16 protein-coding genes are annotated in these 18,877 nt (G+C 59.0%); 12 read left to right on the forward strand and 4 right to left on the reverse strand.

Annotation, left to right across the window (positions count from 1 at the left end; all coding sequences use genetic code 11):
• The first annotated feature begins 96 nt into the window (after positions 1-96).
• Genes CHB90_RS03490 through CHB90_RS03500 form a run of 3 tightly spaced genes read left to right on the forward strand, consistent with a single transcriptional unit; the run spans position 97 to position 2,392 of the window.
• Complete coding sequence (locus CHB90_RS03490; protein ID WP_089276464.1) at positions 97-759, forward strand: Tim44/TimA family putative adaptor protein; 663 nt, start codon at positions 97-99, stop codon at positions 757-759.
• Entirely contained in the window at positions 756-1,796 is a 1,041-nt protein-coding gene (mltA, locus tag CHB90_RS03495; RefSeq protein WP_089276465.1) for a murein transglycosylase A, read from the forward strand. The genes CHB90_RS03490 and mltA overlap by 4 nt, the downstream gene beginning before the upstream one ends.
• Positions 1,793-2,392 carry a Smr/MutS family protein gene (locus CHB90_RS03500; protein ID WP_089276466.1) on the forward strand — a complete coding sequence of 200 codons (600 nt, stop codon included), beginning with the start codon at positions 1,793-1,795 and terminating at the stop codon, positions 2,390-2,392. Before mltA ends, CHB90_RS03500 begins: the two co-directional genes overlap by 4 nt.
• Positions 2,393-2,395: 3 nt before the next feature.
• On the opposite strand, the gene CHB90_RS03505 is transcribed toward CHB90_RS03500, so the two are convergent.
• Together CHB90_RS03505 and CHB90_RS03510 are read right to left on the reverse strand one after the other, a co-directional pair.
• Positions 2,396-3,607: an MFS transporter gene (locus CHB90_RS03505; protein ID WP_089276467.1), complete on the reverse strand. Its 1,212-nt coding sequence runs from the start codon at positions 3,605-3,607 to the stop codon at positions 2,396-2,398.
• Positions 3,608-3,667: 60 nt separating this feature from the next.
• Positions 3,668-4,774, reverse strand: a complete 1,107-nt coding sequence (locus tag CHB90_RS03510) for a polysaccharide biosynthesis/export family protein (protein WP_245823149.1) — start codon at positions 4,772-4,774, stop codon at positions 3,668-3,670.
• Between the two features lie 106 nt (positions 4,775-4,880).
• Between CHB90_RS03510 and CHB90_RS03515 the strand changes: the two genes are divergently transcribed.
• On the forward strand, positions 4,881-5,726 hold the full coding sequence (locus CHB90_RS03515) for an NAD-dependent epimerase/dehydratase family protein (protein ID WP_342744944.1): 846 nt from the start codon (positions 4,881-4,883) through the stop codon (positions 5,724-5,726).
• On the forward strand, positions 5,723-6,358 hold the full coding sequence (locus CHB90_RS03520; protein ID WP_089276470.1) for a sugar transferase: 636 nt from the start codon (positions 5,723-5,725) through the stop codon (positions 6,356-6,358). Before CHB90_RS03515 ends, CHB90_RS03520 begins: the two co-directional genes overlap by 4 nt.
• On the opposite strand, the gene CHB90_RS03525 is transcribed toward CHB90_RS03520, so the two are convergent.
• Both CHB90_RS03525 and CHB90_RS03530 read right to left on the reverse strand, forming a co-directional pair.
• Positions 6,359-7,039, reverse strand: coding sequence for a YjbF family lipoprotein (locus CHB90_RS03525; RefSeq protein WP_089276471.1), 681 nt, complete (start codon positions 7,037-7,039; stop codon positions 6,359-6,361).
• Complete coding sequence (locus CHB90_RS03530; RefSeq protein ID WP_089276472.1) at positions 7,036-9,186, reverse strand: YjbH domain-containing protein; 2,151 nt, start codon at positions 9,184-9,186, stop codon at positions 7,036-7,038. Before CHB90_RS03530 ends, CHB90_RS03525 begins: the two co-directional genes overlap by 4 nt.
• A 232-nt stretch (positions 9,187-9,418) precedes the next feature.
• Here CHB90_RS03530 and CHB90_RS03535 point away from each other — a divergent pair, with 232 nt between their 5' ends.
• The 7 genes from CHB90_RS03535 (at position 9,419) to CHB90_RS03565 (ending at position 18,467) form a co-directional block, all read left to right on the forward strand.
• Entirely contained in the window at positions 9,419-10,255 is an 837-nt protein-coding gene (locus CHB90_RS03535) for a flagellar motor protein MotB (protein WP_089276473.1), read from the forward strand.
• Positions 10,256-10,352: 97 nt separating this feature from the next.
• On the forward strand, positions 10,353-11,657 hold the full coding sequence (locus CHB90_RS03540) for a flagellar hook protein FlgE (RefSeq protein ID WP_089276474.1): 1,305 nt from the start codon (positions 10,353-10,355) through the stop codon (positions 11,655-11,657).
• Between the two features lie 35 nt (positions 11,658-11,692).
• Entirely contained in the window at positions 11,693-13,141 is a 1,449-nt protein-coding gene (gene flgK / locus CHB90_RS03545; protein WP_089276475.1) for a flagellar hook-associated protein FlgK, read from the forward strand.
• A 12-nt stretch (positions 13,142-13,153) separates the two neighbouring features.
• Entirely contained in the window at positions 13,154-14,152 is a 999-nt protein-coding gene (locus CHB90_RS03550; protein WP_089276476.1) for a flagellin, read from the forward strand.
• Positions 14,152-15,258 (forward strand): flagellar basal body P-ring protein FlgI, encoded by a 1,107-nt coding sequence (locus tag CHB90_RS03555; RefSeq protein ID WP_089276477.1) that lies wholly within the window; start codon positions 14,152-14,154, stop codon positions 15,256-15,258. The genes CHB90_RS03550 and CHB90_RS03555 overlap by 1 nt, the downstream gene beginning before the upstream one ends.
• 69 nt (positions 15,259-15,327) lie before the next feature.
• Entirely contained in the window at positions 15,328-16,197 is an 870-nt protein-coding gene (gene motA, locus CHB90_RS03560; protein ID WP_089276478.1) for a flagellar motor stator protein MotA, read from the forward strand.
• Positions 16,194-18,467 carry a hypothetical protein gene (locus CHB90_RS03565; RefSeq protein WP_141135795.1) on the forward strand — a complete coding sequence of 758 codons (2,274 nt, stop codon included), beginning with the start codon at positions 16,194-16,196 and terminating at the stop codon, positions 18,465-18,467. Before motA ends, CHB90_RS03565 begins: the two co-directional genes overlap by 4 nt.
• Positions 18,468-18,877: the final 410 nt, after the last annotated feature.

Genomic DNA, 18,877 nt, shown 5'->3' on the forward strand with positions numbered 1-18,877 from the left:
TCCTCCATATCCTGCGCGCAGGTGGACTCACCCATGCACCTCACCTACATAAGGATGCGACCGTGATCTTCAAACGCTCGCCGCAATGAGGTGCCGATGAACTCCCCTATCCTCCAGCTTCTGGTTCTCGCCGGAATCGCCATTTTTCTCGTTCTGCGACTGCGGAGCGTGCTGGGCACCCGGGAGGGATTTGAAAAGCCGCCGGCACCCGCGCCGGCCGATGACCGACGTCGCGCCTCCCGCGACTTTGAGGTGATCGAAGGTGGTCCCGACCATGACATCATCGACCACGTCGCCGAGGACAGCGACGCCGCCCGCGCGCTTGCCGCGATGAAGCGGGTCGAGCCCAGCTTTTCAGTCTCTGAATTTCTCTCTGGCGCACGGGGCGCCTATGAGATGATCCTCATGGGGTTTGAGCGCGGCGACATCGCCGGATTGCGAACCTTCCTTGCCGATGATGTCTATGACACCTTCGCCGAGGTCGTCGAACAGCGCGAACAGCAGGGCCTGACGATCGAGGCGGAATTTGTCGGTGTGCGTGAACTGACCCTTGCCGGTGCCAGTTTTGATGATGCGTCCGGTCTGGCAGAGGTCACCGTGCGCTACGTCGGAGAACTGACCTCTGTTGTGAAAAACGCCAACGGCGAGGTGATCGAAGGATCAACCAGCGCCGTCAAACGGCAAAAAGATATCTGGACCTTTGCCCGCACCATGGGTGCGGACGACCCCAACTGGCAGCTAGTCGCTACGGACGAATGATCAGGGTCTTCCTTGCAGCGTTTCTTGCCATATCCATCATGACCGGCCCCGCCTCCCCAGAGACGGGGCCGAGTTATGAAATTCTTGCCTTTGACGATCTTCAAGGCTGGGGCGACGACGATCACACCGCCGCCCTGACGGCCTTTCTGGAAACCTGTGGTGATCTGGATGACCCGGACTGGTCCGCGCTTTGTGGGCTGGCGCGCGAAACCGACGATGCGCGCGGGTTCTTTGAATTGCTGTTCCGCCCCATCCTGATCAGCGACGGCGAAGAGATGCTCTTTACCGGCTATTTCGAACCGGAACTGACAGGATCACCTTACCGGACCGAAACCTATCGCCATCCCGTCTATCAGATGCCGCCAGAGGCCAAGCGCAGCCGCCCCTGGTTGACCCGCCGCCAGATCCTGACCTCTGGCGTGATGGAGGGCAGGGGGCTTGAGATTGCCTGGGTCGATGACCCGGTCGAGCTGTTTTTTCTGCAAATCCAAGGATCCGGCCGAATTCGATTTCCCGACGGACGGATGATCCGTGTCGGCTTTGGCGGTGCCAACGGCCATCCCTACAGGTCCATCGGGCGCGAACTGGTGCGGCGCGGCATCTACCGGGCGCATCAGGTTTCGATGCAGGTGATCCGCAACTGGGTCGACCGAAACCCAGATATCGGTGAGGAACTTCTCTACCATAACGCGGCTTATGTCTTCTTCCGCGAGGTCAGCGAGGTACCCTCTGACAAGGGGCCACTTGGGGCGATGAACCGCTCGATTACCACATTGCGGTCTATCGCCGTTGATCCACGTTACACTCCGCTTGGCGCGCCGGTCTGGATCGAAAAGGCGGGTAAGGATCCAATCAACCGCCTGATGATTGCACAGGACACCGGATCAGCAATCAAGGGCGCGCAACGGGCCGATATCTTTTATGGCACGGGGGACAACGCGGGTCGCATCGCCGGGGCGATCAAGGATACAGGCCGCATGGTTGTGCTGATGCCGATCCAGCGCGCCTTTGCCCTGTTGCCTGATGAGGGCCTATGACCCGGCGGCGCAAGCTGCGCCCCGAAGAGCAAGGGCTCTGGAGGCAGGTCGCACGCACGGCGGATCCCTTGCACAAACGGCCTGTCCGAAAGGCGGCAGACCCGGGAGAGGGCCCGAAACAGCTGCTGCCGCAAAATCCCGGACCGCGTGATCCCTTGTCGCCGTTTGTATTGGGCGAACGGTCGATTCCGCGCACCCAGACCCACGTTTTTCCGAAGACCAGCGCCGATCACCTGCATGAGGCCCCTGTGCGCATGGACGCCAAGGCGTTTACCCGGTTGAAACGCGGCAAGCTGGACCCGGAAGCGCGCATTGATCTGCACGGCATGACCGTGGATCGTGCGCACGGCGCATTGAACCATTTCATCTTGAACGCACAGGCACGCGGTGCGCGGCTTGTCCTTGTGATCACGGGCAAGGGCCAGCGCGAAGACCCCTATGACCCGATGCCGCGCAGACGTGGGGTGCTCAAGTCGCAGGTGCCAACCTGGTTGCAAATGCCACCGCTATCCGGCGCAGTGTTGCAGGTTTCGCCTGCACATCGAAAACACGGCGGTGACGGGGCTTACTATGTCTATTTGCGCCGTCGCCGGTAATCACTACAGCATGCGCCGCGCCCGGCTGACGCCGATCCAGGTCATTCCCGAGGCAAAGGCAAAGTAGACCGCGACGCCGATGTATTGCGTTTCGATCCCCACACCGAAATCAATCAGAACACCAGTGATCCCTGGGCCCAGGGCTGACCCCAAAACCATCACCGCGGCTGCCATCGCCTTGATCGCGCCCAGATTTCGGGTGCCGTAGAACTCTGCCCAAAAAGCGTTGGGCAGAGTCTGGTTTGCGCCTGTGGTCATGGCCACAAACAGCAGTCCAACCAGCGTCCAACCCAGTGACCCGCCCAATGCAAAGCAAGAAAATCCTACAATCATAGGCAGTTGCGACCACGGGATAAGCCGTCCGGTGCCAACTCGGTCCAGCAGGCCGCCCGCAATCACCATCGCCCCGACCGCCGCAGCGGTATAGACAGGAAACAGCGTGGCCAATTCCAGATGGGTCCAGCCCTTAACTTCGGCGAAATGGACTTGCTGAAAAAAAAAGGCAGTGTTGAAGGCCGAAGGTCCCAACAACGCAGGCACCATGAACCAAAACAAATAGTGCTTCAGGACCTCCGGTCGACGCCAGTGCCGTTGCTCCATTCCCACCGAATGATCGGTTTCCGCGTGGCTTTGCGGAGTGCGCTCATGGGTCAACAGCATCAGTAGCAGCGGCACAGCCAGCAAACTGACGCAAGCAACTGCAACCCATAGCCAGCGCCAGTCCATCACCAGCATCAGCGAAACAAAGCCCACCGGCAATGCCGCTTCACCCAAGGCAAATCCCAAACCTGCAACCGACAGAGCTTTGCCCCGTGTCGCGACAAACCAGCGCGACATGGACACAACGGCGATATGACTTGCCATGCCTTGGCCGCAAAAGCGCAGCGCAAAAATCACAAAAGGCAGCAGAGCCGCCCAGGTGTTCAATGCCATGAACAAACATGAGGCTGCCAACAAGGTAAGAACGACTGCCCCAATCGCCCGGGTGCGGAATTGGTCGGTCAGCGCACCGGCCCAAATCATCAAGGCGGCAGAGGCGCTGGTGCCGATAGTATAGATGCCGCCCCATTGCCCGTGGCTGAGATCAAACTCTGCGCGGATCTCTCCTGCAAAGATCGAGATGAAAAAGGTCTGGCCGAAGCTCGACAGGAATGTGAGCAACGCGCCAGCCGACAGCCAGCGCGCGTTTTCGGCGAGAAAGCGAAAGACACCCATGTCTCGCCCCTGTCGCGTTATTTGTGGAATGGGGGGCGCGTGATCCGCGCCCTTGGTCAATCAGTTTGCAATGGCTCCAGCCTGAGCCGAGACGCCCAGAACTGCGCCAACCAGTCCAAACACGGTCTGTGCTGACGTGATCGGGCTTTCTGTGGCAAGCAATGTGTCGCCGGGATGGATCTGGAATTTCCGCGCGGCAAACAGCCCGTCAGCGCTGGTCAGGTCCAGTGTAAAGACAACCTGTTGCATCTTTGGGCCATAGCCATCGGGACGGATTACCTCTGCGGGGTATTCACGCAGCACCAGCACGCCCTTTGGGTCGGCGCGGGCATCGGACAGGCCGCCCATAAGGGAAACCGCCTCAAGCGCAGTCAGATAGTCCTTGGGAAAATAGATCAGGTTTTCGATACCGCTGGCACCCAGCGCGGTAAAGCTGCGCTCATCCGCTTCGATGATGACTGTATCGCGCGGGTGCAGCAGAGCGTTCTTTGATCCATCTGCAAATAGCTGATCAGCGGAAATCTCATAGGTCTTTGACCCCCTCAACAGGCGCACACGCGGATTCCGCATATCGGGCGCTACGCCGCCTGCGTCCGCCAGAACGTTGAGAATCTTGTAGTTCCGTGATGGCATCGGATAGGCACCGGGTTTGCCAACGCCGCCAACAACATCAACCGCGTGATCGCGACCTTGTTGGAGGTTCAACTGAACTTGCGCTGATGGCAGGATCGGTTCCAGCCGTTGCTGGATCTTTTCGCGCGCACCTGTCGCAGTCAGGCCTCGAATGCCAACCTTGTTGACGTAAGGCAGAAAGATCGAGCCTTGCGCGTCGACCTCGACCCCTTTGATTTCATTGAATCGTTGGCCAGGGTTCGTCAGCAGAGAGTTGTCCTGACTGTCCCAGATCGTGATATCGACGCGGTCGCCGGTTCGGATCACGGATGAGGTGCTGCCCTGACTGGTGAGGGGCCAGTGATAATGCCCGTGCCAGCCCGACTGTGACCAGGAGGCAAGGCCGGGGACGTTGGCCCGTGTCACTTCGACGACCTGAAAGGTCGGGTTATCGGCATCCTGCTGGCGCAGGACTTCGGATTGGACGGCAGCGCCGCGTGGCAGGCTGCAGGCTGTCAGCGACAGGACAGCGACAAACAGGGTGATCAGTCTCAATTTACCAGACACTCCAGTCCCCCAACCGGTCATTGACACTTTCTAGCGCCTTGTTCCGCTGATAGACAATCTGACGGTCGAAAGAAAGCGATTTGAGGTGCGGACCGTGGCAGGAACACAGCAATTCCGAAGCGTTCTGTTGCTGGGCGCCAGTGGGAAACTTGGTCGCATGGTCCGGACCTTGTGGCATCCAGAGGGTTTTTCTGTGGTTCCGGTGGTGCGCACCGGCCCGTTGGCCACAGGTGATTTGGTCTGGTCACCCGGCGACAGGCTGCCCAGGATCGCCGGGGTTTCTGCGGTGGTTGCCCTTTGGGGAGTCACGCCGGCTCCGGGGCGCAACCTGACAGAAAACACACATCTGGCGCTGTCCGCGATGGAGATTGGCGCTGCGCTGGGTGCCGATGTGGTGGTGCATTGTTCGAGTGCGGCTGTCTACCGGCCTGACCCAAACCCGATCCCTGAAACTGCACACCCCGAACCGGGGTCCGCGTATGGTCAAGCCAAACTGGAGATGGAACAGGCGATTTCCGCCCATCGGTCTCCGGGCGGGCCAAGGCAGGTTGTGCTGCGCATCGGGAATGTTGCCGGGGCCGACAGTCTGTTTGGCAATCTGAAGCCAGGCGGGCGCATCATACTGGACAGGTTTCCTGACGGGTCCGGCCCGATGCGCAGCTACATTGCGCCGCGGGATCTGGTCCGGGGGATAGAGGCCCTGATACAAGCGCAGGATGCAGATGGTGCTTACAACATCAGTGCTCCCCGACCGACCGGAATGGCAGAGATTGCTGGTGCGTGCCACGCGCGTGTCGATTGGCGTGCCGCGCCTGATGGGGCCGCGCAAATGGTCTGGTTGGACACCAATCGTCTGGGCGGCGTGGTATCTTTGCCGCCAAATGCACATACGGCCGCGCATCTTGTCCAAGGCGCGCGGGACAGTGGGGTCTGGACGTGAATCTGAATCGCAAGCTACTGTATCTTTTAGATTTTATTTATGCTGTTGGTCTGACGATCCTGATCTCGCCGCTTATCGTCTATGTTGCGTATGTTGTTTGGCGCAACGATGGCTGGCCCATCATTTACAAGTCGGAACGGATGCGAAGCCCGGACCGGGCCTTTATGTTGTGGAAGTTTCGGACCATGAAACGCGACCCGTCGGATTCCGGTGTCACAGGCCCGTCAAAATCTAGCCGGATCACGCCGACGGGGGCCTGGCTGCGGCGCAAACGTCTGGATGAGTTGCCACAGCTCTGGAATATCCTGCGCAGTGACATGAGCTTTGTCGGACCACGCGCCCCTCTGCGTCGCTACGTCGAAAAATATCCCGAGATTTATGCCGAGGTGCTGAAAGAACGGCCCGGCGTGACGGGCATGGCCTCGATGGCCTATCACCGGACCGAAGAACGGTTGCTGTCACAGACCAATACGGCAGAAGAGACCGAAACGGTCTATTGTCGGCGCTGCATCCCGCGCAAGGCCCGGCTGGACCTGCTGTATGCGAAACGACGCAACCCCTGCACGGACCAACGGCTTATGTGGGCAACAGTATTCAAGAATGTGACGATGCACAGACGCCGACGTCGATGATCAGCGGCGCAACACCTGCGATACTAGGTAACCCAGGTAGGGACCTGCCCATTGACGCCCGCTGAGGATATATCCATCGCCACCAACAACATAGGTGTTGGTAAAGTCAGGAGAAACTCCGTCCGCTGCGGTACATTTGGCGGTCACGACCTGTCCGCTTGTTTGCACCAGCCCCCCGGCGACGGGCACGGTGGCCCCAGTCGTTGTGTAACAGGAGTAGCGCCGGACAATGGTCACATCCTCAGGCGTCAGAAAGCGCAAGTCATAGCTTGCCCGTCCTTCAGAGCGGGCTTGCACGCGGTGCAAAAGTTGGTCTTCTTCGGACGACATCAGATCCCCGGCCAGACCACGGGTCGAGATGACCATGCCGTCACGCAGGACGACGACCTGACGGGACGCGTTGCCGTAGGTCTGATAGGGTCCGTTGCGCTGAATGTCCTGTAGAAGGGTTTGCGACTTACGCGCCTCGATCTCGAACAGGAAAACGGAGCCGGTGGTCGCCCCCAAAGCTTGAGCAATTTGTTGTGTTGTCAGCGGCTTGGGTTGTGTCTTCTTGGCAAAGAGCGACTTGGGTATTTGCCGCATGAACGCAGAGGTATCCTGGTTCGCGGTGCCGCAAGACACCAGCGCCAAAGCGGCGGTCAGGGCAAGGCCAATGCGTGTGAAACTGCGCAGGGTCATCGCCAGAACCTTCCCCAGGAATTGACTGCGTCCGGTTTGTGGTAGTCCCGAACCTGTTCGTAGAGCCGTCCATTGACGTTCAGGCGCGCGCCGCCATCGCGTGACAGCGATTGGATAACCACGTCGTTGCGACGACGCGAGGGTTGGCCAAAGAAACTGGCCAGCGGCATGGTAAAGCGGATGCCCTTGTCAAATGACCCTTCGCCGAAGTCGTTGAAAGACGCGTCGGTGAATGTCGCGTATGCCCCGATGCGCCATCCGTTTGCGAACTCGCGATCAAGGGCAATTGTGCCACCGTAGTCGCCCGCCAGGTAGCGACCGACGTCAAGCTGACCGTGAAAACCGTTTCCAAAGGCGTAGTAGGCAGAGATGTGGCCGTTGACGTTCGGGATCTCACGCTTTGCCCCGGTAACTGGGTCGACGGTCGTCATTGACTGGAAGCCGAACAATTGGTCGAAGTCGCGCCGCTGGACATAGTTGACCTCGGCCCCAAGGGCGAGACGGCTGGTCACCGGCTTCCACAGCAATTCGGCGGAGAGGCCACCGTACATCTGTTCCAGATACCCCACGGTCACCCGTGAATAGACGTTTTTGGTGGGCCGTCCGTAATGCGCCAGCTGAAGATATTCGATCGCCGGATCGCCCTGGGCCGAATACTGGGCCTTGTCGGTGCGCACGCGCGGCAGGCTCGATTCATCGAGCCGCTTTACCTGATCAAGGTTGCCGTTAAGCTTTTTGGCAACAGAGCCGCTGAGGATCAGGCTGGGTGTGATTTCCAGTTCGGCAGCGGCGCGCACGCCGACATCAGCGCGCACGGGGTTGTCCGGATCAAAGACAGAAAGCTGGAGATAGGGAGAGACCGACCAAGTAAATTTCGGGTAGATGCCCTGATCCGGTGGCGGCGCCTGCTGAAAGCCGTCTTCGAAGACGGTCCGCGCCAGCATTTCGTTGGCGGCGTCATGCTCCAGCCGTTCAAGATCGGATCGACGGAAGGTGACAGAGGACATCGCCATGCCGTTGACCACCGGCACAATCTCGAACACCTCGACCGATGCGGGCAGCGCACGGGTCATCGCCCGTGCCATGCGACCGAAGGCCTGCGAAGGCGCACCATAGCGCGGGTTGACCATACGGATGGTGACGCGATTGCTTTGCAGGTCGACGGCTTCGACCTCCAGCCCTTCCTTGGCGGCGAGCTGTTTCAGCGATGCTTTGGCGGACGTGGACCGCTGCGGGTCCAGCGTCCATCCCAGATCGGCAGCCGCACCGGGCGCGCGGGGCGCAACCGGAAGGCCGGATGGTTCTGAGCCACCGGGAATGCCGACCGTTTTGGGGTTGGTCACAAAGGTCAGTTGAGCGCCGATTTCGGTTCCCAGAATGTGATAAACCGACAGTTGGCCGCCATTTTTGAACCGGTAATCTACGCCAAAGTTCCACGGGCTGGTCTTGTCGAGGCCGCCAAGCTGCGCCTCGCGGGTGTAATTGTCCGAGGAGTATTCCAGTTTGAGGTTGAGCCGGTCGTTGGGGGCGTAGGACACCCCGCCAAATGCGGCTACATCGCCCCGAAAGAACCGATCAATCTCGGGCAGTCCGCCCGTTCCGGTAAAGCCGCCCGGTCGTGTCCCTGTTGTGGCAAAAGGACTGTACGACCCGTAGCGACCCCAGCCAAAACCGCCGGTGACCTTGAGTCCGGGGCTCAGCGTTTTGGTCGCGACAAGGTATTCCCCGCTATAAATGCCGGTTCCGATGAAATCCTTGAGACCAACGACAACCGAAGGTCGGCGGTCGGTTTCGGTCAGCAACTGATAGCGCAGATCAAAACTGCGGTCGAAAAGCGTGGTTGTTCCGCCGCCAAGGAAGTTCTCGATCGCCGAATAGCGAAAGCTGCCCGACAAGCGCGGCAGGATCTGGAAGTAGAGCGTTGAACGGGACGTGCCGTTCAGGTTGGCATAGGTTCCGGCAAGCGTCGCATCCGGCGGCACCTCTGCCGTGGGCATGTCAACCAGACCGGGAGAGCCATACAGGTTAAAGGACACCCTATCCCGCACGTCTTCCGCATTCAGGGCCCCGCCCAGCGCGGTCAAGAAGGTACCCGCCAGCGCAACGCGCCGCACGAGGGCCGATTTTCTGTTTTGAAAACCCGGCATGGTCCCCACCTCGTTGCCACCTCTGTTTCACCGTACTTGCTACCGCCTTCGGATGGCCCTGTCCATTCGATGAGGCCGTACAATGGCCTGTTGTGTGAAAATCGGCACGCCTGTGCCGGGTTATCCACATGAGGACCCTTGTGTGCTGCTTTAACCGAACATTTTTAATCGTTAAGCGCGTGGTAATCGGCGGCGGACTACACCTGTCTCGGGTGAGAGAAAGGTGGGAAAGATGAGTGGCGACAGCAATGTTGCGCCAGTCATCATCAAACGCAAGAAGATCATCGCGGCTGACGGGCATCATGGGGGCGCCTGGAAGGTGGCCTATGCCGACTTCGTAACCGCGATGATGGCCTTCTTCATGTTGATGTGGCTGCTGAACGCAACGACAGAAAAGCAACGCAAAGGTATTGCAGATTATTTCAGTCCGACCATCGCGATGGCGCGGGTCTCTGGCGGGGGAGCGGGGGCATTGGGCGGTGATTCTGTCTTTGCCGAGAATACCTTGCCGCGTGTGGGAACAGGGGCAACCAGCCTGAGACCACAGGCCGAGCGTACCAAGGATGATGCCTTTGACTCCAAAGATCCATCAAAGGACGGACCAGAGACCGACGAATTCAAGCAGGTCGAGGAACTCCTGATGGGTCGCGGCGGCGAAAGCATGGTCGCGGACGAACTGCTGGAACATATCGTGACAGAGGTCACCGATGAGGGGCTTGTGATCGAGTTCTTTGAGACAAGCCAGGCGCGCCTGTTCGACGAATTTGCCGAACCGACGCCTCTGCTTGAGGATCTGGCATTGGTTCTGGCGCGCGCTTCAGCCGTGGTGACAAATCCGGTCGCGATCGAGGCGCATACCGCGGGTTATCCCGTTGTTCTTGCCGACAATCCAGCCTGGAAGGTGTCGCGTGACAGGGCCGAGGTTTTTCGGGAACTGGTTGTTGATCGCGGGCTGGATGCGCAACGCGTCCGGCGTGTGACGGCCTATGCCGACCGTGATCCCAAGGCTGAAAATGTTATGGACCCGAGAAACAGCCGGATAGAGGTGATTTTCCTGCGGAGGAACTGATGCAGTTTTCCTAGGATTTTAGTTGTTAGGTCGGCGTTAAACCCGCGCGTCTATCTGTTGTCCAAGAATTTGAGATCGACAGCAGAAAGGCTAGTCCATGACAATCTCTTCTTCCCTCAACGCAGGTGTTGCGGGCCTTGCGGCCAACGCAACCCGACTGGGAACCATTTCTGATAACATCGCAAACTCTGCGACCAAGGGGTACAAACGGGTCGAGGCCGATTTCACCGCAATGGTCATGCAAGGCAATGGGGCGACCTACACCGCTGGTGGTGTGCGGTCGTCCACGCAACGCATCATTGATGAAAGCGGCGCTCTGGTCGCCACGAACAATGCCACGGATCTGGCAGTGCGCGGTCAGGGCTTTCTGCCCGTGGCGCAGGAATCGCAGGTTCTTGCCGGCAGCGGTGACCCGCAGATGTTTCTTACCACGACTGGATCGTTCCGGGTCGATGCTGATGGCTATCTCAAGACCGACTCGGGTCTGATGTTGCTGGGGTGGAAGGCAAACGCCGATGGGACGGTTCCGACCAATGCCCGCGACAGTTCGGCCGATCTGGAGCCCGTGCAGATCGCGCTCAACCAATACCTGAGTGAGCCGACCACATCGATGACTCTGGGCCTGAACCTTCCGGCGACAGAGACCTATTCGACAGCCTCTGGCGATCCGCTGACCCTGCCTGTTGAATACTATGACAATTTCGGGCGGTCGGAAAGCCTGACGATGACCTTTACGCCGACCATTCCGGCGTCGGGATCATCCAATGAGTGGTCAGTCGTCATCACGGATTCCGCCAGCGCAGGGGCTGTCATCGGCGAATATACCGTAACCTTTGATGGCACCCAGGCCTCTGGTGGTACGTTGGACACCGTGGTCGCTGGCACCACGGGCGGCGCTTATGATTCTGCCACTGGCACGGTGATCGTGACCACGGCAGGTGGTCCGATTGAAATCAACATCGGGCGACCCGGCACGAATGACGGGCTGACTCAGCGATCTGACAAGTTTGCACCCTTGAACATTGCCAAGGACGGCTCTCCGGCGGGCAACATGACCTCGGTTGAGATTGACGAAAACGGTTTCGTTTATGCCTTCTTCGATACCGGCATCACCTCGATCATCTATCAGGTGCCGCTGGTTGATGTCCCGAATCCGAACGGCATGGTGGCGCTGGACAAGCAGGTCTACATGCCATCCCCGGAAAGCGGAAATTTCTTCCTCTGGGATGCCGGTGACGGACCCACCGGCGATGTCGTCAGTTTTGCCCGTGAGGAAAGCACCACGGACGTGGCCAGCGAACTCACCGACATGATCCAGACGCAGCGAGCTTATTCATCGAACGCCAAGGTTATCCAGACCGTCGATGAAATGTTGCAGGAAACCACGAATATCAAGCGCTGACAGCGCATCTGTCACTTCATAAAGGGGGTCGCTAGATGTCTCTTTCAGGCGCGCTTTACAATGCCTTCAGCGGACTCAAGGCCAATTCCCGGGCTGCGGGCCTGGTGTCGACAAATATCTCCAATGCCACGACAGAGGGCTATGGACGACGGACCCTCGGACTTGTTCCCGGGGCCGTCGGCACCACCGGAGGCGTGCGCATTTCCGGTACCATCCGCTTTTCGGATCCGGTGTTGACCGGCGACCGGATGGTGGCGGACGCCGCGCTTGCCGATGCCGCTACAAAATATGACTTCGCCCGCCGGATCGAGGATCTGGTGGGCGAGTCCGGGGTTCCGGGCTCTCTCACTGACCGGATCAACGTGTTCGAGAATGCGCTGTTGAACGCGGCGTCCAACCCCGCCTCGACCCAGCGGCTGGAACTGGTGTCGAACAGTGCGGACTCCCTGGCGCGGTCGCTCAACGTTCTGTCGGACGAAGTGCAGGCCGCCCGGCAAACCGCCGATACCAGCATCGGCGCTCAGGTTGATACCTTGAACAGTGCGTTGATGCGGCTGGACGCGCTGAATGACAACATCGTTGCGGCGCGATCGACCGGAACGGAATCGGCCAGCTTTTACGACGAACGCCAGAGGGTGCTGGACAGTATCGCTGACATTGTTCCGTTGCGGGTGGTCGAGCGCGACAAGGGTGACATTGCCGTGTTTTCGCGCGGTGGCGCCGTGTTGCTCGACGGTTCGCCGGTCGAGATCGGGTTTGAACGCAGCTATGGGATCGGCGCGGGCATGACGTTTGGTGGCGGCCAGCTGAACGGTCTGACAATGAACGGCACGCCGGTGGATCTTAACGGATCGGTGCTTTTTGCCGGCGGCAGTCTTGCCGCACAGTTCGAAATCCGGGACGGAGCGGCGGTAGACTCTCAGTCGCAACTTGACGGCATTGCCCGTGATCTGATCGAGCGACTGGGACCAGGTGGTCCGGACAGCACGTTGGGCGCGACAGTCCCTGGTCTGTTCACCGATAGCGGACTGGCATTTGTACCTGTGAACGAGGCCGGGATCGCCAGTCGAATCGAAATCAATGGGCTTGTGGCACCGGACAGCGGCGGCGCTTGGCGACTGCGCGATGGCTTGGGTGCAGCTTCTCAGGGCGACGTGGGCGATGCACGCCTGCTGCAAGGGATCAGCGATGCATTGGGAGCCGCAACTGTACCCGGCTCTTCGGGTTTGACCGCAATCGCACGGAGTTTTGCCAACCACATCTCTGAATTTGCCTCGACAGCAACGGGGGAGCGTGTCCGGGCGGAAGACGCGCAGACCTTTGTGTCGATACAGAACACCGCGCTCAAGGAGTTGGAACTGTCCAAGGGTGTGGACACGGATCAGGAACTTCAACGCCTGATGCAGATCGAACAACACTACACAGCCAATGCCAAGGTCATGTCGACGATCGACGGACTGTTTGACCAGCTGATGTCCATATAAGGAGACCCCGAAATGGAAGTCATCGGAGACATGGCGCGCGCCCTTGTGTTGCGCACCAACCAGGTGCGCCTGCGTGAGGAAATGGATCAGCTTGCGGTGGAGGTCTCGACGGGGTTCGTCCGGGACGCTGGCAAGCATCTGCATGGTGATTTGACCGGATTGCTGTCGATCGACCGCGCCCTTTCGCGGATGGACACCTACCGGGTCAATACCACCGAGGCCAGCTTTCTATCGGGGTCGATGCAAACGGCGCTCGATGAGATCCAGGGGCGGAGCGAAACGCTGTCGCAGTCGCTGATCGCGGCGGAGCTTACGCCAAACTCGGCTCTGCTGGGCACAATGGCTGACGATGCGGAAAATGCACTCAGCCAGGTGATGAACGGGCTGAACCGTTCCGTTGCCGGGCGTTTTCTGTTTTCTGGAACGGCGACAGACCGTCAGGCTGTCCAAAGCGCCGATGACCTTCTGGTGGATGTGCGCGGGGCGCTTGTCGGGCAGACCGATATGGCCGGTGTCGAGGCGGTGCTGAACACGTTCTTTGGTGCGGGCGGGACTTATGAGACAACAACCTACCAGGGGTCGAACACCGGGCTTGCACCACTGAAGCTGTCCGAGACTGAGAGCGCAAATCTGGATATCCGGGCAACCGATCCGGTCTTTCGTGAAGTGTTGAAACCCATGGTGATGGCAGCACTGGCGACCGATGGCACGCTGGGGTTCGATCAGGACCTGCAAATCGAAATGCTGACCACTGCCGGGCAGGATCTGCTCGCCGCGCAACAGGATGTGGTCGAACTGCGCGCAGGTCTTGGCGCGCTGGAGGCGCGCGTCGAAGAGACAACAGCCCGAAACTCGGCGGAATTCACCGCCACGAATATCGCCCGGCTCGATCTGGTGGGGACCGATCAGTACTACACTGCGTCCCGCTACGAAAACATCCGGGGTCAACTGGAAAGCCTTTACGCCATTACTGCCAGGTCCCAGCGCCTTTCCCTTGCGGAGTATCTCTGATGTTTACACGTTTTTTCCTTTCGTTCTTCCTGACGCTGGCATTCGCTTTCCCGGCATCAGCCCAATCCGTCCGCATCAAGGATCTGGTTGAGGTCGATGGCGTCCGATCGAACGACCTTGTGGGGTATGGCTTGGTGGTCGGTTTGAACGGAACCGGTGACGGTTTGCGCAACTCGCCTTTTACCGAAGAAATCATGTCGAACATCCTAGAACGACTGGGCGTGAATGTCACCGGCGAGCAGTTTCGCCCGCGCAATGTGGCGGCGGTGCTCGTGACTGGCAAACTTCCTCCGTTTGCGCGGATTGGTAGTCAGATCGACATCACGGTTTCAGCCATAGGTGACGCCAAAAGCCTGTTGGGCGGTACGTTGATCATGACACCGCTGAATGCTGCAGATGGCCAGATCTACGCCGTTGCGCAGGGCACCATCATCGCAGGTGGTGTCGAAGTCGAAGGTGAGGCAGCCCGAATCGTCCAGGGCGTACCGACCGCAGGTGTGGTTCCCTCGGGTGCCCGAATTGAACGAGAGATCGAATTTGACTTTACCCAACTGTCGACGCTGCGATTGGCTCTCCGCGAGCCGGATTTTACTACGGCCGCACGGATAGAAGATGTGATCAATCGTTCCATCGGGCGGCGGGCGGCGACAATGCTGGATGCGGGAACGATCAGCGTGGACTTGCAACGTGCCGGGGCTGGGTCGCCGGCAAGGGCTGTCGTCGCGATCGAGAACCTGGCGGTTGAACCACAGCGCCGCGCGCGGGTGGTGGTCGATCAGAGATCGGGAACCATCGTGATGGGTGCTGATGTACGGATCTCTCGTGTGGCGGTGTCCCAGGGGAACCTGACCCTGCGGATCGAAGAAGCCCCGCTGGCGATACAACCCAACCCGTTCAGTGACGGGGACACGGTTGTGGTGCCGCGCACCGGTGCCCTGATCGAGGAAGAACCGGGAATCGGTCTGGCCGAGGTTCCGACGGGTACAAATCTGTCAGAGGTCATCGCCGGTCTGAACGCTTTGGGCGTCAGTCCGCGGGACATGATCGACATTCTCAAGAGCATCAAGGCAGCGGGCGCTTTGCACGCGGATTTTGTGGTGATGTAGCGGTGCTGAAGAGGCTTTCTTAACGGCTGGCTGGCAGGCTGGCGACGGCAACGGATCGGGAGAGCGCAGATGCTCGGAATCATTGGTATCGTGGTAATTTTCGCCATGGTCTTCGGCGGCTACCTGGCGGCTGGAGGCAAGCTCGGGATCATTATCAAGGCGCTGCCGTTCGAGTTCATGATGATCGGGGGGGCCGCCACCGGCGCCTTTTTGATCAGCAACGACGGTGCCACAGTGAAACACACGCTCAAGGATGTGGCAAAGGTCTTCAAAGGGGCAAAGTGGAAACCCGAGGACTATCGCGATCTGCTTTGCCTGCTTTTCGAATTGATCCGGCTGGCCCGACAGAACCCGGTCGCCATCGAGGAACATGTTGAGTCTCCGAAAGAGTCCAACATCTTTGGAAAGTACCCCAAGATCCTGGCAGATAGATACGCCATCGAACTGATCTGCGACACGATGCGGTCCGTTTCGATGAACTATGACGATCCGCATCAGGTTGAAGAAGTCTTGGACAAGCGGCTTGACGGTATGCAGCATCACGCCTTGCATTCCAGTCATGCGCTGCAATCCATGGCGGACGCCCTGCCGGCCCTCGGGATCGTTGCGGCGGTTCTTGGTGTGATCAAGACGATGGCCTCGATCGACCAACCGCCGGAGGTTTTGGGCAAATTGATCGGTGGCGCGCTGGTCGGCACGTTCTTGGGCGTATTCTTAGCATACGGGCTCGTCGGACCGTTTGCGACCAAGGTCAAGGCCGTCGCGGAAGAGGATCTTCAATTCTATCACCTGATCCGCGAAGTGCTGGTGGCCAATCTGCACAACCATGCAACCAACATCTGCATCGAGGTCGGGCGCCAGAACACACCAGACCACTTCCGACCGAGCTTTGAGGATCTTGAGGAAGCGTTGAAATCAGTCAAGCAGGATGCCGCATGACTCGCTGGATTGTCTGGATGTTGATTGGCCTCTGGCCAACCCTTGCGGGGGCGCAAACAGTGACCGTGCGCAGCGGCGAACACGGGGATTTCACGCGACTTGTCCTAGACGTCCCTGACGGAACTGAGTGGGACCTGATACCTGATCCGAACGCCGCGCTGGTCACGCTTTCATTCGGTGGTGGCCCGTATGGATTTGAAACATCGACGGTTTTCAACCGGATTGGAACTGAACGGATCGCCGGGTTGACGCCATCGGAAGATGGTCGCACGCTTGATATAAGGTTGAATTGTCAATGTGGAGCGGAAGCATTTGTTTTGAGAGGCACGATGCTGGTGATCGACATTGCGCCTTCTGATTCCCCGGCTCAACTGACGAGGTCCAGGGCTGTCCGGCAGGAAGCGGGGGCAGGGGATCCTGCCCAATCTCCATTGCTGCGCGAGTTTTCCCAGATCCGCTTCGGCGATGCACCGCAGATTGGACCTCAATCCAAGGGGACAAAAACTTTGCCCTTCTTGGCGGAACATGTGGCTTTGGATTTGGTGCCCTCCATCCTTGATCACCGGGACGGCGCCCCGTCTGCGTCACGCGATCTTGGCACCCGTCTTGCTGCAGACCTTGCCGTGGCGGCGTCGCAGGGACTTTTGGACCCGGCACTCATGGCTCCGACAACGCCAACTCCGGTTGTCGATCGCCAACCCAAACCCGGGATTCCCGATGAATTGGCTGTCGATCCCGGCACGCTCGCAAGACGGCTTGCGGCGGGCATGTCAGGCTTGGATCATAAAACATTGCAAGATGGGCGGATTTCGGTTGGCGGTGAGGTCTGTGTCCGTGACCGGGATCTTGCAATTGGTTCTTGGTCAAATGCCGATGACGATCCCAACCTCGTTCTGGCCGAAAAACGTGGCAAGGTCTTTGGTGAGTTTGACAGGATCGGGTCACAGTTACTCCAACAATATGCCAAGTCGTTGCTGTACTATGGTTTTGGTGCAGAGGCGCGTGCTACCCTTGCCCTACAACCTGAAACGCAAGCCCCGATCCTTGTCGCTTTGTCATATGTCATTGACGGCGAACCGGATCCAACCGGTCTTTTTGATGGGCTGTCCGGATGTGATGGCGCAGCCGCGCTTTGGTCAGTCCTGTCGAAGCCTCCGGCGCCGGAAGCCCCAAAAATATCTTCCTCAGCTATCCTCCGCAATTTTGAGACACTTCCCAAACATCTAAGGTCTCATTTGGGACCTAGGCTGGTCGATCACTTGTCCCGATCCGGCTACACCAACGTCGCGCGAGACGTTTTGCGCCGCTTGCAGCGCATGGAAGGTGGCGAAACCGACAGTATCGCTTTGGGAAAAGCGCAACTTGCGCTCAAGGACGGACGACATGGCGAAGCGGAAAAACGCCTGCACGATCTTTCCGTTGCTGGCGGACCAGAAGCGGCAAAGGCTGTCGCTGCAGCAATTGAACTAGCGGACGCGACCGATACACTGGTACCCGCGCGAATTGTCGAATTGTCCGACGCTTTTGCTACCGAACTGCGCAACACTCAGGATGGCCAGAAACTCTGGAAGTCACACGTTCGGTCGTTGCTGATAAATGGTGCGTTCGACGCGGCCTTTGCGGAATTCGACTCGCCGCACGGAATGCCACCTGATGTCGTCGCATTCATGAAGCAAGTCGCCCTGAAGTTTCTTGTGGAGAAAGCGGATGACTTGGCATTTTTGAAGCTGGCAACGCGGTCGCTTGCTGACGGCTTGCTGCCTGATCAACCCGCGACTGGAATCAGCATTGCAGAGCGTTTCCTGTCTCTCGGCCTGCCTGAAACTGCCCTTGAACAATTGGACGCAATGCCCGACGCAAACAGCCTGCCCGAGTCGCGCACAACCAGGGCTGCGGCGCTTCTTGCCTTGTCGCGACCCGAAGAGGCCGAGATCATCCTCATTGGGCAGCGCGGTGATAGGGTTGTCCGCTTGCGTGCCGAGGCGCGTCGCCAGATGGGTGACCATGTGTTTACCAAGGCCATCTACGAGAGCATTGGCGATGGCCCCGCAGCTGTGGACGCTGCCTGGTTATCCGGCGAATGGAAGGAAGTCGCCGAAAGTGACACTGTCCTCGCACCGGCAGCGGACCTCATGCAAACAACTCCGGTCGCATTTGAACCGTCGGAGCTGAGCCTTGCCGCTGCAAACGCACTTTCTGCGGCCAGCGCACAATCGCTGGAGACGCTGCGTGCGCTTCTGGATGCAACGGCCGTTCCAGCTGGCGACTGACCTATCCTTACGGTTTCTAAACAGTTCTGGCCTACCCAATAAGGTATGAAAAACTGAATGGAGAGGCCAGGAAATGGCGCAGGTCCACAATCGGCAGAATGCCGACCCGACCCGGACGCTTCAAACGTCATCGCGGCACAGCAAGTGGGATCGGAAAACTCCGGCAACTAGGTCAGGGTGCGTTCCAAGGTTGGGAAACCTTGCCCTTCATGTCCGGCCCTTCATGTCCGGTCCAAGTTTTCCGCGCTTCCGGTTTATGCGTCACCGATAAAATTTACGTCAAATTCCATCCGCCAGCACCCATCCGCCCTGATCAATAATCAACGCACCGCACCGGTCATCGGTCGAGAAATCATCGGCACTACAACCTGCAACATTGAACGGCCATCAAACCGCCGACGTCTGGCGTG

Source organism: Antarctobacter heliothermus (assembly GCF_900188425.1).
Classification (GTDB): domain Bacteria; phylum Pseudomonadota; class Alphaproteobacteria; order Rhodobacterales; family Rhodobacteraceae; genus Antarctobacter; species Antarctobacter heliothermus.